The sequence below is a fragment of the Amycolatopsis sp. NPDC001319 genome, assembly GCF_042896185.1.
Classification (GTDB): domain Bacteria; phylum Actinomycetota; class Actinomycetes; order Mycobacteriales; family Pseudonocardiaceae; genus Amycolatopsis.
Map to the genome: position 1 here is coordinate 139283 of NZ_JBIAWY010000007.1, position 15977 is coordinate 155259.

At 69.8% G+C, this 15977-nt stretch carries 14 protein-coding genes; 9 read left to right on the forward strand and 5 right to left on the reverse strand.

Going from position 1 to position 15977, the window contains the following annotated elements:
* Positions 1 to 127 precede the first annotated feature (127 nt).
* The 4 genes from ACFY1H_RS27045 to ACFY1H_RS27060 all read left to right on the forward strand — a co-directional run bounded on the left by ACFY1H_RS27045 (position 128) and on the right by ACFY1H_RS27060 (position 5137).
* Positions 128 to 2875 carry a nitrate- and nitrite sensing domain-containing protein gene (locus ACFY1H_RS27045; RefSeq protein ID WP_386950809.1) on the forward strand — a complete coding sequence of 916 codons (2748 nt, stop codon included), beginning with the start codon at positions 128 to 130 and terminating at the stop codon, positions 2873 to 2875.
* A 15-nt stretch (positions 2876 to 2890) separates the two neighbouring features.
* Positions 2891 to 3568 (forward strand): copper homeostasis protein CutC, encoded by a 678-nt coding sequence (locus ACFY1H_RS27050; protein WP_366582475.1) that lies wholly within the window; start codon positions 2891 to 2893, stop codon positions 3566 to 3568.
* Between the two features lie 66 nt (positions 3569 to 3634).
* The gene (locus ACFY1H_RS27055) at positions 3635 to 4372 is read left to right on the forward strand and encodes a hypothetical protein (protein ID WP_386950812.1); all 738 of its coding nucleotides are present in this window, start codon (positions 3635 to 3637) and stop codon (positions 4370 to 4372) included.
* Between the two features lie 24 nt (positions 4373 to 4396).
* A complete protein-coding gene (locus ACFY1H_RS27060) occupies positions 4397 to 5137 on the forward strand; it encodes an ANTAR domain-containing protein (protein WP_386950815.1) in 741 nt (246 codons plus the stop codon).
* 260 nt (positions 5138 to 5397) lie between these two features.
* On the opposite strand, the gene ACFY1H_RS27065 is transcribed toward ACFY1H_RS27060, so the two are convergent.
* Complete coding sequence (locus ACFY1H_RS27065) at positions 5398 to 5982, reverse strand: sigma-70 family RNA polymerase sigma factor (protein WP_366582478.1); 585 nt, start codon at positions 5980 to 5982, stop codon at positions 5398 to 5400.
* Positions 5983 to 6529: 547 nt separating this feature from the next.
* Here ACFY1H_RS27065 and ACFY1H_RS27070 point away from each other — a divergent pair.
* From ACFY1H_RS27070 to ACFY1H_RS27090, 5 genes are all read left to right on the forward strand, one after another.
* Entirely contained in the window at positions 6530 to 8170 is a 1641-nt protein-coding gene (locus tag ACFY1H_RS27070; RefSeq protein WP_386950819.1) for a protease pro-enzyme activation domain-containing protein, read from the forward strand.
* Between the two features lie 48 nt (positions 8171 to 8218).
* Entirely contained in the window at positions 8219 to 8434 is a 216-nt protein-coding gene (locus tag ACFY1H_RS27075) for a hypothetical protein (protein WP_386950822.1), read from the forward strand.
* Between the two features lie 224 nt (positions 8435 to 8658).
* Entirely contained in the window at positions 8659 to 9576 is a 918-nt protein-coding gene (locus ACFY1H_RS27080; protein ID WP_386950825.1) for an SAM-dependent methyltransferase, read from the forward strand.
* Positions 9577 to 9611: 35 nt separating this feature from the next.
* Positions 9612 to 11195, forward strand: coding sequence for a benzoylformate decarboxylase (mdlC, locus tag ACFY1H_RS27085; RefSeq protein WP_386950828.1), 1584 nt, complete (start codon positions 9612 to 9614; stop codon positions 11193 to 11195).
* 44 nt (positions 11196 to 11239) lie between these two features.
* Entirely contained in the window at positions 11240 to 12457 is a 1218-nt protein-coding gene (locus ACFY1H_RS27090; RefSeq protein ID WP_366582483.1) for an acyl-CoA dehydrogenase family protein, read from the forward strand.
* 51 nt (positions 12458 to 12508) lie between these two features.
* On the opposite strand, the gene ACFY1H_RS27095 is transcribed toward ACFY1H_RS27090, so the two are convergent.
* Genes ACFY1H_RS27095 through ACFY1H_RS27110 form a run of 4 tightly spaced genes read right to left on the reverse strand, consistent with a single transcriptional unit; the run spans position 12509 to position 15944 of the window.
* Positions 12509 to 13366 (reverse strand): ABC transporter ATP-binding protein, encoded by an 858-nt coding sequence (locus tag ACFY1H_RS27095; protein ID WP_386950831.1) that lies wholly within the window; start codon positions 13364 to 13366, stop codon positions 12509 to 12511.
* Positions 13367 to 13388: 22 nt separating this feature from the next.
* Positions 13389 to 14216 carry an ABC transporter permease gene (locus tag ACFY1H_RS27100; RefSeq protein WP_366582485.1) on the reverse strand — a complete coding sequence of 276 codons (828 nt, stop codon included), beginning with the start codon at positions 14214 to 14216 and terminating at the stop codon, positions 13389 to 13391.
* Complete coding sequence (locus tag ACFY1H_RS27105; protein ID WP_366582486.1) at positions 14213 to 14980, reverse strand: ABC transporter permease; 768 nt, start codon at positions 14978 to 14980, stop codon at positions 14213 to 14215. Before ACFY1H_RS27105 ends, ACFY1H_RS27100 begins: the two co-directional genes overlap by 4 nt.
* 1 nt (position 14981) lies before the next feature.
* On the reverse strand, positions 14982 to 15944 hold the full coding sequence (locus ACFY1H_RS27110; RefSeq protein WP_366582545.1) for an ABC transporter substrate-binding protein: 963 nt from the start codon (positions 15942 to 15944) through the stop codon (positions 14982 to 14984).
* Between the last annotated feature and the right edge of the window lie 33 nt (positions 15945 to 15977).

Here is a 15977-nt window from a genome sequence, read left to right on the forward strand (position 1 = left end):
ACAGGGCCGCGACCCCGCCAGTGCGGCTTCCCGATCCGGTCGAGCGAAGTTACTGTCGAGTAGGCTCGAACCGGACACCCCCGATGTCGTCCGCGGATGAGGTGCCGCGGTGGAAAAGGAAGCTTAGGTGAGCCGTCGCGACCAGCGTCCCCGAACGGGCGACGCGACGGATCCCGCTGCCGCCAGACAGGTCGGGGGCCGCTGGCGCCTTCGCAACTGGCACCTGCGGACCAAGCTCTTCGTCGTCCTGCTGATCCCCGCGCTCGCCGTGATCGGGCTCGTGGGCCTGCGCGTGACCACGGACCTGCGCGACGCCCAGCAGCTCGCCGAGTTCGCCGCCCGCGGCCGTGTCGACAGCACCGTGGCCGAGGTCCTGCACCAGCTGCAGCGCGAGCGCGACGTCACGGTGCGGTTCGTCGCCGGCAACCGCCACGGCGCCACCACCGACCTCACGGGCCAGCGCACGCGCGTGGACCAGGCGATCGGCACGTTCGAGAAGACGCTCGCCGACAGCAAGCCGCGCCTCGACGCCGTGGCCGCCAGCAGCCTGCAGCAGAGCGACGACCGGCTGCGGGTGCTCAGCGGCCTGCGCTACTCCGCCGAGCACTCCGCGTTCCCGGCCGACGCCGTGCTCCGGTCCTACAGCGAGCTGATCTCCGGCCTGCTCGACATCAGCGACATGGCCGCCGCCGACGTGTCCGACCCCGATCTCGCCCGGCTCCGCCTCGCCGGCAACGCCCTCGCGCGGATCAAGGACCAGATGTCGGTCAAGCGCGCGATCATGTCCGAGGCGCTCGCCGAGGGCAACCTCAACCGCGACCGCACGCGCGCGCTGCTGGGCGCGGAGGCCGAGCTCAACGCCGCGCGCAACGACTACCGCACCTTCGCGACGCCCGACCAGCAGCGGATGTACGACGACACGGTGATCGGCCTCGTCGTCGACATCGGCAACGACATGGTCGAGTCGGCGCTGACCCGGGCGGAGAACGGCCAGTCGCTGCAAGGTCTGGACCCCAACCAGTGGGACACCGCGGCCACCTACACCGTGAACCTCGCCCACCAGGTGCAGGAAGCGCTGCTCGTGCAGCTCCAGGAGCAGACCGATTCGCTCGCCGCGCGCGCCCGCACGTCGACGATCTGGGACGGCGGCATCGTGCTCGCGGTGCTGCTCGTGGCCGGCATCCTGTCCGTGGTCATCGCGCGTTCGCTGCTGCGGCCGCTGCGCGTGCTGCGGCGCACGGCGCTGGACGTGGCCGACCACCGGCTGCCCGAAGCCGTGCAGCGGCTGCTGACCGATCCCGATCCGGCGCCGGAGAACCTGCGCCACCGCGCGGCCGTCGCGCCCGTACCGGTGTTCACGCGCGAAGAGGTGGGCCAGGTCGCGCGCGCGTTCGACGCGGTCCACGGCGAGGCCGTGCGGCTCGCGGCCGAGCAGGCGATGCTGCGCGAGAACGTCAACTCGATGTTCGTCAACCTCTCGCAGCGAAGCCAAGATCTCGTCGAACGACAGCTGTCGGTGCTCGACCGCATGGAGGCCGGCGAGCAGGACCCGGACACGCTCGCGGGCCTGTTCGAGCTCGACCACCTCGCCACGCGCATGCGCCGCAACAGCGAGAACCTGCTGGTGCTCTCGGGCACCGACCTCGTGCGCGAGGACAGCGGACCGGTGGTGGCCGACGAGATCGTGGGCGCCGCACTGTCCGAAGTGGAGGATTACCAGCGCATCGAGCTCGGCTCCGCGCCGACGCTCGCGGTGCGCGGCGAGGCCGTGAACGACCTCGTGCACGTGGTGTCCGAGCTGCTCGAGAACGCCACGCGCTACTCGTCGGAACGCACGACCGTCACCGTCGAAAGCGCCGAAACGCCCGACGGCGGCTGGCGCATCGAGATCACCGACCGCGGCGCCGGCATGCCGCAGGCCGAGATCGACCGCACCAACGCGCGCCTGGCCAACCCGCCGGACGTCGACGTCGAGGTCTCGCGCCGGATGGGCCTGTACGTGGTCGCGACGCTCGCGCAGCGCCACCACATCGACGTTTCGCTGCGGCTGGCCGAAGGCACCGGCATCACGGCGACGGTGCTCGTGCCGGCCGAACTGATCGTCGACGCGCCGCCGTTGCCCGAGCCGCCCGCGCCCGTCGCCGCCGAAGCCGAGCCGGCGCCGGAGCTGTTGCCGCCCTTGGCTCCGCTGGCCGCGGCGCCTGTGGTCGCAGAGGAAGAAGCCCCCGAGCCGCCGGCGGAGGCGGCGATCGTTCCGGTGCTCGAACCGGGCCCGCCCCGCCGCGCGCCGGTGGTGGAGAGCACGCCGCCGTGGCCGGCGCAGGAGGACCGTTCGCACCTCGACCTGGACGCGCCGACGGAACGGATGCCCGCCTACCGGGACGTGCTGTCGCGGTGGTTCGACGCGGCCGTGCCGCCGCCCGAGGGACGGGCGCCGGTGCCGCCGGAGCCGTTGCCGGTGGCGGAACCCGTGGCAGAACCGGAACCTCAGCCGGGACCCGTACCGGAACCGGTGGAGCCCGAACCGCCCTCGCGGCACGCCCGCACGGTGCCGGAACCGGGCCACGTCGAACCCGCGTTCCCGGTCGAGCAGTTCCCCACCACCGACCCCGACGAGAGCCCGGCCCCGCCGGAGTGGCCGACCTCGGACGAGCTGGAGCAGGAGGACGGCGCCGAGAACACGTGGCCGTTCCTGCGCGTGTCCGATATCGAAAACGCAGGCGAAGACGGCATGGAGGCCAGCCCCGGGCAGGTGCCCGAGCAGCGGCCGATACTCTCGCTTTCCCCCGAAGCGGTGCGCGAGCGGATGACGAGCCTTCAAGGCGGGTTCAGGCGTGGCCGGCACGCGCGGGGGGACGAGAACCCCACGACCTGATCGAATGGATGACCCATGAGCTCGAAGACCGCCCTGCTGGAAGTGATCGCGCTGGGTCCGGAAGACGCGCAGCGCGCTCAGGAAGGCGGGGCGGACCGGCTCGAACTGGTCGCGGACATGGCGCGGGACGGGCTCACGCCGTCGGAGCAGACGGTGCGCGACGTCCTCGCCGCCACCGACCTGCCGGTGCGCGTGATGCTGCGCGGCAGCGACGGTTTCGCCGCCGGTGACCTCGACGCCCTGCGCGCCGACACCGCGAAGCTCCTGGCCGCCGGCGCGCGCGAGTTCGTGTTCGGTTTCCTCACCGAGGACAACGAGATCGACGTCGACGCTTGCCGCTCGCTGCTGAAGGAGCTCGACGGTGCGCCGTGGACCTTCCACCGCGCCATCGACCGCGCGCGCGACCCGCTCGCCGCGTTCGACGTGCTCACCGAACTCGGTTGCGACACGGTGCTCGCGGCCGGCAGCCCGCACGGCGTCGGCAGCGGCCTTTCCGTGCTGCAGCGCCTCGCGCGCCGCACCGAGGGCCCTTCGCTGCTCGTCGGCGGCGGCCTGCGCGCGCAGCAGGTGCACCTCTTGCGCGCCGGGGGAGTGCGCGGCTTTCACGTGGGCAGCGCGGTGCGTCCCGGTGGCTGGGAGTCCCCTGTGGACGCTGGTGCGGTTCGGGAGTGGGCTGAACTCGTCAAAAGCTGAGTTAGGGTGTGCGGAAGTCTCCCGCCCGGGTGACTTTCCGGGCAGTACGAGCCGAAGGCACGGAGCATGGAGGCGAGTCAGGACGGCAGACGTGACGACACGCCGCTTTCCCGTGCCTGGAGCCGGGTAAAGGACGAAGCGCGCCTGCTGCACTCCGCCGTCACGGTGGCGGCCCTGTGCGACTCGGCCGTGGCGTGGCTCGGCGTTGCCGGGGCGTGTGTGCTGGTGAGCACCGGCCCGGGCAGCCAGGAGGTGCGGGTGGCCACCGACGACCTCGCCACCGTGCTCGCGGAGCTCGAGGTGATGGTGGGGGAAGGCCCGGTGCGCAGCGCGCGGGAGCTGGGTTCGCCGGTGCTGGTGGGTGACTTCGACGGCGTCGAACAGTCGCGCCGCTGGCCGCTGTACGCACCGCTGGCCGTGCAAGCGGGAGTGCACGCTCAGTTCGTGCTGCCGCTGCGCGTGGGGCTCGTCGACGTGGGCACGGTCGTGTTCCACCGAAAGGCTCCTGTGCCGCTGGAGCCCGTTTTGCTGGCCGACGCACTGGCCTACGCTGAACTGACGCTCCTTCTCCTGCTCGACGAGCAAGTCGGCACGGCAGGCGACGAGTCCGTGGACCTGTCACTGCGATCGGCGCAGGTCCACCAGGCCACCGGCATGGTCGCGGCGCAGCTCGACGTGCGTCTCGACGATGCGTTCGCCGCGTTGCGGGCGCGGGCGTTCGCGGAGCAGCGCCCGCTGTCCGACCTCGCCGCCGACGTGGTGAACAGACGTGTTCGATTCGAGCGGGAAGGGGGAACTCGGTGAAGCACGCGTTCGGTGTGGTGGGAGATGGTACGGGTGGCTGACGGGCAGCTGGTGGACACGTTCGTGGAACTGGCGGACACGCTCACCGACGACTTCGACGTGATCGATTTCCTCCACCTCCTCGCTGCCCGGAGCGTCGCGCTGCTACCGGTGGACGCCGCCGGCATCCTGCTGGCCGGCCCGAGCGGCGCACTGCAGCTCGTGGCCAGTTCCGACGAGCACGTGCGGCTGCTGGAGCTGTTCCAGCTGCAACGCGACGAAGGCCCCTGCCTCGACGCGTTCCGCACGCGCGCCCCCGTGAGCGCGCCCGACCTCGCGCTCGACGACGCCGGCTGGCCCGCCTTCGCCGCGGCCGCGCTCGGCCACGGTTTTCACTCGGTGCACGCGCTGCCGATGCGGCTGCGCTCCGAGGTGATCGGCGCGCTCAACCTGTTTTCGGCGCGCCCCGGTGAGCTTTCGGAGGGAGACCTGCGGGTCGCGCGCGCGATGGTCGACATCGCGACCATCGGCCTGCTGCAGGCGCGCACGATCGAGCAGCACGAGGTGCTCGTCGAGCAGCTGCAGACCGCGTTGAGCAGCCGGGTCGTGATCGAGCAGGCGAAGGGGTTCATCGCGGAACGGCTGAACCTGGAGATGGACCAGGCGTTCACCGTGCTGCGGCGGTTCGCGCGCGGCAACAGCCGGAAGCTGAGCGTGGTGGCGGCCGAGGTGGTGAACCGCTCGGAGACCGTGCGGGAGCTGTTCCGGAACCCACCGATGCGCTGAAACGTTTCGACCGGTCGGCGGAGTGCACAGCTGTGTTTCGGCGCTAACGTCGGTTGCTTCGCCCTGGACCTCGGCGGAATCGGTATCGGTCCGGTCCGGCAGGTGCAGGAGGCGGCGCGCCATGGGCGTGCGTATTCAGTTCGGCGTGCTCTCGAGGAATCGGCGAGGGGTTTCCTCGATCGCGGTGCACCCGTTCGTGATGGGTGTGCGGCTGATCCGAAGGCTCTCGCACCGCCGGGCCCGGAGCCCGGGTTGACGCGTCAGTCGTCTTTTTTCTTCGGCTCCGGCCCGTCCCGCATCAGGCGGCGCAGCTTGGTCAGCGCCCGGTGCTGGCTCACCCGGACGGCCACGGCGCTCGGCAACCCCAGCGCCGCGGCTGTTTCTTCGGCGGAATAGCCGAGGACGACCCGCAGCGTCAGCAGTTCACGCTGCTCCGGCGCCAGGTGTCCCAGCAGCTCCTCGATCTGCAGCCGCGAGTCGGTCTGGGCGAACTCGTCGGGTCCGGGGCGGTCCTCGTCGCCGGCGTCGGCATACGGGTCGGCGCGGTTGCGCGAGCGACGGCGGAACTCGTCGACGACCTTGTTCCTCGCGATGCCGAACACGAACGGCAGGAAGCTGTCCGTCTCGTACCGGTAGCGCGGCAGCTCCACGAGCACCGCGATCAGCACTTCCTGCGCACAGTCCTCGGCACCGCCGCTGAGGCCGAGCCGGCCACGGCAGTAGCGGAGCACGAAGGGGCGCACGAACTCCACGAGCTCGGCCACCGCGGCGCGATCGCCCGCCACGGCAGCCGCGACGAGCCGGCTGTCCGGACGCGGCGACGGCGCGCGGTCGTCGGTGGCCATCCACATCGTTTCCCAGGTCGGGCGGGCCGCCGGACCGAAGTGGCGCGGCGGCATGAGCACGCACGACAACCGGGGGCCGGGGACGCCTGGCGAGCCTCCGACAGCCTGCTCCGAGGGGCCGGGATTGTCCATCGGACAGGCCCGGCAGGGCGAGGACTCGCGTCAGTGCACCCGGCCACTGCGCGCAACGCCGCCGGCACTTTCGTGTTCGCCCGGTGGATGGCCGGCACCTTGGCGAAGAACCGCGTGTATCGCTCGGCGCCGTCTTCGCCCGCACCCGGATCCCACCGGCGGGCCAGCTCCGCGCTGAGCTCGGTGAACCCGTGTTCGATCGGGAACCACCCCAAACCATCCGTAAAGGGGTAATCCGGGAGTAAGCGCAATTTCGGGACAGCTCCGGCGAAAACCTGCCGAAATTGCTCTCGTGAAACATAAACGGACTGTGAAAAGCTCAGCCAAAAGTAGGTTCCTCGGCGGCTTATGCTCCTTCCCAGGTCGACGCACGAAGTGTTTCGGCCAGGTCCCCCACCGTTTGAGAGGAATTGCCATGCGCTTGCGCAAGCTCGTCGCCGCAGCGGTCCCGCTGCCGGCGTTGCTGTGCCTTTCCCTGGCCGGCGTGGCCCACGCCGATCCCTTGATCACCATGAGCGGCAACGCGGCGCCGCTGGCCTCGAGCGCCCGCAGTGGCGACGTCGACGCTGGTCAGCAGATCAACGCGGCGCTGTCGCTGAAGCTGCACAACCAGCAGGCCCTCCAGCAGTTCCTCTCCGACGTCCAGAACCCGGCCTCGCCGCAGTACCACCACTTCCTCACTCCGGAGCAGTTCAATGCGGCATTCGGCCCAACGCAGGCCGACGTCGCCAAGGCCGTTTCATTCCTGAAACAAAACGGTGCGCGCGGAATCGAGGTTTCCGGTAACCGGCAGGCCATCACGTTCACCGGTTCGGCCGCACAGCTCGAATCCACATTCCACACCCGCCTCGGCAATTACACCGACACGACCACCGGTCGCAAGTTCTTCGCCAACGACTCCGCCCCGGCGCTGCCCGCCTCCGTTTCGTCGGTGGTGCAGGCCGTGGTCGGCCTCGACAACCACGCCGTGAAGGAGCACTCGGCCACCACCGCCGCGCCGAAGGTGGTCAAGGCCGTCACGCCGAGCATCCTCAAGACCGCCTACTCCACCAGCGGCCTCTCGGCCACAGGCACGGGCGTGAACGTCGGCTTCGTCGAGTTCGACGGCTACCGCAAGTCGGACATCACCAGCTACGACTCGAAGTACGGCCTCTCCGGCGGCAGCGTCACCACCGTCCCGGTGAGCGGCGCCAACTACGACTCCAGCCCGGGCGACGGCGAGGTCGAGGTCGACCTGGACATCGAGGTCGTGCACGCGCTCGCGTCGAAGGTGAGCTCGTTCGTCTACGAGGCCCCGAACTCCAACGCCGGCGAGCTGGCGATGTACCAGAAGATCGCGTCGGACGCGCGGGTCAACGTCGTCTCCATCTCGTGGGGCTCGTGCGAGTCGGCTGAAGGTTCGTCGGCCGCCAACAGCGTGAACAACGCGATCGCCTCCGGCACCGCCGAGGGCATCACGTACTTCGCCGCCGCGGGCGACGACGGCACCACCGACTGCGCCCGCCAGACCGGCAGCCTTTCGAAGGCCGTCGACTTCCCGGCGTCCAGCCCCAACGTCACCGGCGTCGGCGGCACCCAGCTCACCGTGACCTCGTCCAACGGCTACAGCAGCGAGAAGGCCTGGAACGACGGCGCCTCTGCCGGCGCCGGCGGCGGCGGCATCTCGACGCTGTTCAACGCGCCGTCCTGGCAGTCGCACCAGAGCACCACGAAGCGCAAGGTCCCGGACGTCGCCGGTGACGCCGCTTCGGGCTCCGCGTACACCATCGTGAGCGAAGGCAGCAGCGGCAACGTCTGGGGCACCTCCGGCGCCGCCCCGCTGTGGGCCGCCTTCACCGCCCTGCAGAACCAGGTCCACGGCGGCTCGCTCGGCAACCTGAACCCGACCTTCTACAGCATCGGCAACGGCTCCTCGTACTCCACGGGCTTCCACGACGTGACCACCGGCAACAACACCTTCAACGGCACCACCGGCTTCACCGCCGGCACGGGCTACGACCAGGTGACCGGCTGGGGCTCTTTCAAGGGCACGGGGCTTTCGGGTCTGATCGGCTGAGTTTTCCTTGCAGTGGGGCCCTTTCCTTCGGGGGAGGGCCCCACTTTCGTGTTTGACCACCGCCGAATCTCCTGCGATGGGCGGGATGTCCGGATCCTGACCTGGGTCGCTGGTCGTGAGCTGCTGCGCGGTCCGGTGGAGTTCACCGCGCTCGTCGGCGCCAGCGCTGTGCTGTCGTTGGTTTTCGACGAAGAGGAGAGCATGCGATTCATCGAGACGGTGCTCGCTGAACTGAGTGCGGAGCTACCGACCGCTGAGCAATGAGGTGCTCAGCGGTCGTTGTCCACAGCGACCCCGAGTTGTGGACAAGTCGGGGCCGCAACGGCTTGTGACCGGGTTCTGTCGGGGGTGGCCGATACGATGGACATGGGCGCGCCCTAGGGAGGGTGGGGGTTTGTGTCGGTGGCGGGCTGCCCCGGTGCAAGAGGTGGCGGGCTGCGCCCGGTGCAAAAGAATGCTTGTGAGATCCCGAAAGACGAAGGCGGACCATGACTTCCACCCGGCAAGACGGAGACACCTGGGACCTCGCCTCCAGTGTGGGGGCGACGGCGACCATGGCCGCGGCGGCTAGGGCGATTGCGACGCGGGAAGACCAAAGCCTGTTCGCCGATCCGTTCGCCGAGCCGCTCGTGCGGGCGGTGGGCATCGATCTGCTCACGAGGCTGGCGAGTGGGGAAGAGCCGCCGGGGGACCTGGTGGGGCGGGTGGCGATCGAGGTCGCCAAGGTGCGCGGGAAGTTCTACGACGATTTCTTCCGAGAAGCGACCCAAGCCGGCATCAAGCAAGCCGTGATCCTGGCCGCCGGTCTTGATTCCCGCGCCTACCGGCTGCGGTGGCCGACAGAGACGGTCGTGTACGAGCTCGACCAGCCCGACGTCATCGAGTTCAAGGCCCGCGCCCTGAGCGAGCTCGGCGCGGAGCCGACCGCGGAGCGGCGCGCCGTCGGGATTGATCTGCGTGAGGATTGGCCCGCCGCGCTGAAAGCCAGTGGGTTCGACGTGACCGAGAAGACCGCGTGGAGTGCCGAAGGGCTGTTGGGTTACCTGCCGCCCGAGGCGCAGGATCGGCTGCTGGACACGATCACCGCCCTCAGCGCGCCGGGAAGCCGTGTGGCCACCGAGAGCCGGCCGAACCCGAAGCCGGGTGACGACGAGAAGACCAAGGCGGGGCTGAACCAGATCGCGCAACGCTGGCGGGAGCAGGGTTTCGACACGGACATGGCGAAGGTCCGCTACTACGGCGAGCGCAACGAAGCGGCGCCCTACCTCACCGGCCTCGGCTGGGAGCTCACCGGCGCCACGATCGCGGAGCTGCTGTCCGCCAACGGCCTGCCCCTGGCGGACGACTCGCTGCGGCTCAGCGACGTGCGCTACGTGAGTGGCACCAATGTTCACTCGGGTGGGTGAGACAACCCGCCGGGAGCCGGGATAACCTCCGGATCATGCGCACGATTCGCGACGCCACGCGGGAGCTGCTCCGGAATCTCGGCCTGACCACGGTGTTCGGCAACCCCGGCACCACGGAGATCGCGTTCCTGACCGAGTGGCCCGACGACTTCACCTACGTCCTCGGGCTGCAGGAGTCGGCCGTCGTGGCGATGGCGGACGGGTACGCGCAGGCGACGCGCAAGCCGGTGCTCGTGAACCTGCACTCGGCCGGTGGCGTGGGCCATTCCCTGGGCCACGTGTTCACCGCCTTCCGCGACCGGGCGCCGCTGATCGTGCTGGCGGGGCAGCAGACGCGCTCACTGCTGCCGGACGAGCCGTTCCTGGGGGCCGTGGAAGCGGCGAACTTCCCGAAGCCCTACGTGAAGTGGAGCATCGAGCCGGCGCGGGCGCAGGACGTGCCGGCCGCGATCGCGCACGCGTACTACATCGCGACGCAGGCGCCGCAGGGGCCGGTGTTCGTCTCCGTGCCCGTGGACGACTGGGACGCCGAGGCGACGATGCCGCTGCCCACCGGCCGGCGGACGCAGAGCTTCGCGCCCGACCCCGAAGCCCTCCAGGAGCTGGCGAAAGCCCTGGACCACGCGGAAAACCCGGCGCTGGTCGTCGGCGCCAGTGTGGACGGCGACGGCGCGGTGCCCGACGTGGTCGCGCTCGCCGAGAAGCTCAAGGCCGGCGTCTGGGCGGCGCCGATGTCGTCGCGGTGCTCGTTCCCCGAGGACCACGAGCTGTTCCTCGGCTTCCTGCAGCCCGAGCGCAAGGCGGTGGCCGAGGCGCTGCGCGAGCACGACGTCGTGGTGGTGCTGGGCGCGCCCGCCTTCACCTACCACGTGTACCGCGGCGAGCCGGAGCAGCCGTTGCCGCCGCTGTACCTCGTGAGCGACGACGAGCAGATCCTCGCCCGCGCGGGCAACGGCACCGGCATCCGCGCCACGCCGAAGCTCGCCATCCAGGCCCTCGCCCGAGAGGTCACCGCGAAGAGTCGCGAAACCCCTGCCCCGCAAGCAAAACCCGCCAAGCCCGCCGAAACCACGCCGATCTCGCCGGACTTCGCCTACGCCACGGTCGCGGATCTGTTGCCGGACAACGCGATCGTCGTCGAGGAGACGCCGAGCCACCGCAACTGCCTCCACGACCACCTGCCGATCACCTCCACCGACACGGGATTCCTCACCGTCGCGAGCGGGACGCTCGGCTACGGCCTCCCGGCGGCCGTCGGCGCGGCCCTGGGGCGGCCCGACCGCAAGGTCGTCGCGATCCTCGGCGACGGCTCCAGCATGTACTGCGTGCAGGCACTGTGGACGGCCGCGCGCGAGAACGTGCCGGTCACCTTCGTGGTGCTGGACAACGCGCAGTACGCGGCCGTGCGGATCCTCGGCGAGTCGGCCGGTGGCAAGAAGGTGCCGGGCACCGAGCTCGGCGGCATCGACTTCGCGCAGCTCGCGCAGAGCATGGGCGTGCCCGCACGGACCGTCGAAGAGGGCGCCGACCTGCGAGACGCGCTCGCCGAAGCTCTCGCCGAAAACGGTCCCGCCCTCGTGCACGTCAAGGTGGACCCGAATCCGCAGAAACTGTATTGATCTTCGCGATTGACCCGACCGGGTGACGCTGTTTGGATGACCGGGTGCAGCCTCTACTGACTCCCGGACAGCAGGAACTCGTCGCACAGGCCGGCAAGCTCGCCGACGTCTTCGCCGAGCGAGCCAGCCTGCACGACCGCGAGAACTCCTTCCCCCACGAGAACTACGACGACCTGCGGGAAGCGGGTTTCCTGCGACTGTCCGTGCCGGAGGAGCTGGGCGGATTCGGCGCGGGCCTGCCGGAGATCCTGCCGGTGCTGGAACGCCTGGCGATGGGCGACGGCGCCACCGCGCTCGCGTTCACGATGCACCTCTCGCCGCTGGGGCAGTGGGCGAGCGTCTGGCGGCGCACGCAGTCGCCACGGCTGGCCGAGCTGCTCACGAAAGCCGCCGAGGGCAAGCTGATCTGGGCGTCGGTGACCAGCGAAACGGGCCTGCGCAACGACATGACGGACTCGAACACCGAGGCCGTCCGCGTCGAAGGCGGGTTCGAGCTCACGGGCCGCAAGAGCTTCGCCACCAACACGGCCGTCGCCACGCACTGCTCCACCACCGCGCGGTACGAGGACGCCGAAGGCGGCCCGCGCCTGATGCTGTGCCAGATCGCGCTCGACCAGCCCGGGGTGAAGATCCACCAGACCTGGGACACCATGGGCATGCGCGGCACCCAGAGCAACGACGTCGAGCTCACCAAGGTGTTCGTCGAGGACAGTGCCGTCGTCCACTCGCTGCCGGTGAAGCACCTCGACGCGCGGGTGCTGGAAACCGTGTGGTCGTGGGCGATGCCGGCGTTCTCGGCCGTCTACACGGGAGTCGCGGCCGGGGCGCTCGACTGGACCGTCCGCTCGCTGCAGAAGCGCGGCAAAACGGGCGATCCGGTGCTGCAGGACGTGATCGGCGAGTGCCAGATCCTCCTCGACAGCTCGCGGGCGCTCATCCGCAGCCACGCCGAAGACGTGATGTCGCGCCGCCTCTTCACCGGCGACGTGCAGGACGGAGTGGCCCGCTGCGCCGTCGTGAAGTACGTGGCCGCCAACAACGCCGTGCAGGTGATGCAGCGCCTCGTCGACGTGCTGGGCGGCATGTCGTACACGAAGAAGCTGCCGTTCGAGCGGATGTGGCGTGACGTGCAGGCGAGCACGTTCATGCCGATGGGCAACCTGGCCACGCGCAAGCTGGTGGGCGCCAACGTGCTCGGCGTGCGGACGCTGCCGGAGATCGGCCCCGACGAGACCGGCCCGGACTCGCGAGCCAAGGCCTGAGACGCGAGAACGGGGCACCCGCCGAGGGTGCCCCGTTCCGCAAGAACAGCTTCAGCTCTTGGCTTCGGCCTTCACCGCAGCCGCAGCTTCAGACTCGGACTCCACCAGCTCACGCTCGGCCTCATCCGCCCGCGCAGCCGAAGCCGGCCCGTGCAGCAACCGCGCCACTTCGCCGCGCAGCGTCACGAACTCGGCGGACTCCCGCGTCGTGATCTGGTCCCGCTCCGCCGGCAGGTCCACGGGCAGGTCGGCGACGATCGACGCCGGCGACTTCGACAGCACGAGCACCCGGTCACCCAGGTACACGCTCTCGTCGATGTCGTGCGTCACCAGCAGCACCGTGGTGCCCTGTTCGCGCTGCACGCGCCGCAGCAGGTCCTCCAGCTCGAAGCGCGTCTGCGCGTCCACGGAGGCGAATGGCTCGTCCATGATCAGCAGCGCCGGCCGCGACGCCAGCGCCCGAGCGATGGACACGCGCTGCTGCATACCGCCCGAAAGCTGCCACGGGAACTTCGCCCCGACCCCGTCCAGCCCGACGGCCGACAGCGCCGCGGCGGCCCGCTTGCGCCGCTCGGCCTTGTCGAGTTTGGTCCAGCGCAAGGGGAACTCGACGTTCTTCGCCACCGTCAGCCACGGGAACAGCGAACGGCTGTAGTCCTGGAACACCACGGCGAGGTCGTCGGGCACGCCGGTGACCAGGTCGCCGTGCAGGCTCACGGTGCCCGACGTCGGCGGCACCAGGCCCGCGATCGCGCGCAGCAGCGTCGACTTGCCGCACCCCGAAGGGCCGACGATGCACGCCAGCTGGCCCGCCTCGACGGTGAACGTCAAGTCGTTCACGGCGACGTGCGCCTTGTCGCCCGTGCCGTAGCGGTGGCTGAGGTCGGAGACCTCGAGCATGGTCGACATTCTGACTACCTTCCGGAAAGTTCTAGTGACGGCCGGGCTGCCACTTGAGCACCCGGCGCTCGACGGCGAGCAGGGCCGCGTTGAACCCGTAACCCAGGATGCCCAGCAGCACGATCCACGCCCACATCTGGTCGAAGTCGTACGCGCGCTGGGCGGCGATCAACGCGTAGCCGATGCCGTTGAGCGAGCCGACGAGCTCCGAGATCGCCATGAGGATCAGCGAGATCGACAGCGAAAGCCGCAGACCCGCGAAGATCTTCGGCATCGCGGCCGGCAGCACGACCGTGGTGATCCAGTAGAACCGCGGCGTGCGGAACGCCCGCGCGGTCTCCGCCTTCACCTTGTCGACCGAGCGCACGCCGTCCACCGTGTTGAGCACGATCGGCCACACGGAACCGAAGATGATCGTGGCGATCTGCATGCCCGGTCCGATGTGGAACAACACGATGAACACCGGAACCAGCGCGGGCGGCGGGATCGCGCGGAAGAACGCGAACAGCGGCCCCACGTAGTCCATGCCGGTCTTCGAGCGCCCGAGCGCCGTTCCCAGTGCGACACCCAGCACCACCGAGAGCAGCCAGCCGCCCAGCACCCGCGCGAGGCTGGGCAGGACGTGGTCGAACACCGCCTGGCCGAGGAAGACGTGCGAAGCCGGGCCGGAGAACCACAGCTGCACCGCCGCCGCGACGATCTTGGTGGGCGGCGGGAAGAACACGCTTTCCGTGAACTGCGTGATGACCTGCCAGATCACCACGAGCACCACGAACAGCAGCCACTTGCGTGCGAACCCGCTCAGGCCACGGCTCACGCGGCCGCGCGCGGCGCTCACCGGTTTGCCGACGACGGTCACGCGACGGTCCCTTCGTCGTTGCTGCTCCAGCGGAACAGGCGCTTGCCCAGCCGCTCGAGCCCCTCGTTGGCCAGGTATCCCAGCACCCCGGCCACGACGGTGCCCGCGAGCACCAGGTCCATCCGCCCCGAGCCGGACGACGCCTCGAGCACGAACTGCCCGATGCCCAGCTTCGCGCCCGCGAGGAACTCCGTGCTGATCACGAGGATCAGCGAGATCGCCGCCGACATCCGGATGCCGGTGAACACGAACGGTGCCGCGTGCGGCAGCGCCACCGAGGTCAGCAGCCGCGACTTCGGTGTGCCGTAGGAGCGCGCGGTCTCGATGAGCACCGGGTCGATCTCGGCCATCGCGTAGATGGTGTTGAACAGGATGGGCCACACCGCCGCGTAGACCGCGAGCAGGATCTTCGACTCGGGCCCGCCGCCGACCACGATCAGGATCAGCGGGATCCACGCCACGGACGGGATGGGCCGCAGGAACTCGACGATCGCCTTGGTCGCGTCGCGCAGCCAGCGGACGCTGCCGAGCAGCAGCCCGGCCGGCACCGCGACGGCGATGGACACGGCCATCGCGATCAGCCACGCCAGCACCGACGCGATCACGTCACGCACGAACTCGGTGTCGCCGAGCAGTTCGCCGATGCGCGCGAACACGACGGTGGGCGGCGGCACGTCGTTCTGGTCGATCAGGCCGGCCCGCACGGCGACCTCCCAGATCAGGAGGAAGCCGAGCAGGCCGACCAGGTTCCGAACGAGTCGCACGTCAGGAAGCGCTCGGCTGTGCCACGATCATCTGCGCGACGTCGATCTTGGCCGGGATCGACCCGAACTGCTGCAGCAGGTCCGGCACGCGCTGCAGACGACGGGCGTCCAGAGTGGACTGGAAGGTGAGCAGCGCGGTGAGCGAGGCGGTGGCCTCGTCGACCTTCGAGAACTGCACCATCAGCGGCTCGATCTTCGAGCGGTCCGCCGACTCCTTCGTGGCGCGCAGCATCGCGCGCTGGAACGCGGCCACCGTCTTCGGGTTCTCCGAAGTGAACTTGCCCAGCGAGCCGTAGCCTGCGGTCGGGAAGTCCTGCGTGGCACCGGTCGCGGTGTCGATGATCGGCACCGTGCCGTTGGTCTTGGCCGAGCCCGTGATGAACGGCTCGGTGAGGAAGCCCGCGTCCACGTCGCCGCGCTTGACGGCCGCGCCGATGCTCGGGAACGGCAGGGAAACCCACTTCACCTGGGAGAAGTCCACGCCGTTGTCGCGCATCACGGACTTCGTCAGGGTGTCGCAAATGGTGTTCTGCGCGGTGATGGCGATCTTCTTGCCCGCCAGGTCGCGCACGCTCTTCACCGAACCGTTGGGCATGGCCACGATCTCGGTGCTCTTCGGGCCGGCCGAGGAGGCGTCGGACACGAACTTGATGTCCGCGTTGCCCTTGCTCTTCGCGATGAAGAACGGCGTGTAGCTCGCGTAGGCGACGTCGACCTCTCCGGACAGGAGCTTCGTCACGGATGCGTCGCCGCTGGCGGCGTCGACGGACTCGACCTCGAGGCCTTCGTCCTTGAAGTAGCCGTTCTGCACCGCGAGGTGGAACGGGGCGACGTCGATCGTCGGCATGATCGAGACCTTGATCTTCGTCTTCTCGAGCCCCGACGCGCCGCTGCTGCTGCCCGAGTCGTCCGAACCTCCGAGCAGGCCGCAGCCGCTCGCGGTCAGTGCGACGCCGCTCGCCAGGGCGAGGGAGAGGAAGCCACGGCGCCCGAGTCT

Coding starts and splice junctions, on each gene's coding strand:
- ACFY1H_RS27050 (WP_366582475.1), top strand. CDS start 2,891: ATGAGCTCGAAGACCGCCCTGCTGGAAGTGATCGCGCTGGGTCCGGAA.
- ACFY1H_RS27055 (WP_386950812.1), top strand. CDS start 3,635: ATGGAGGCGAGTCAGGACGGCAGACGTGACGACACGCCGCTTTCCCGT.
- ACFY1H_RS27060 (WP_386950815.1), top strand. CDS start 4,397: ATGGTACGGGTGGCTGACGGGCAGCTGGTGGACACGTTCGTGGAACTG.
- ACFY1H_RS27065 (WP_366582478.1), bottom strand. CDS start 5,982: ATGGCCACCGACGACCGCGCGCCGTCGCCGCGTCCGGACAGCCGGCTC.
- ACFY1H_RS27070 (WP_386950819.1), top strand. CDS start 6,530: ATGCGCTTGCGCAAGCTCGTCGCCGCAGCGGTCCCGCTGCCGGCGTTG.
- ACFY1H_RS27080 (WP_386950825.1), top strand. CDS start 8,659: ATGACTTCCACCCGGCAAGACGGAGACACCTGGGACCTCGCCTCCAGT.
- mdlC (WP_386950828.1), top strand. CDS start 9,612: ATGCGCACGATTCGCGACGCCACGCGGGAGCTGCTCCGGAATCTCGGC.
- ACFY1H_RS27095 (WP_386950831.1), bottom strand. CDS start 13,366: ATGTCGACCATGCTCGAGGTCTCCGACCTCAGCCACCGCTACGGCACG.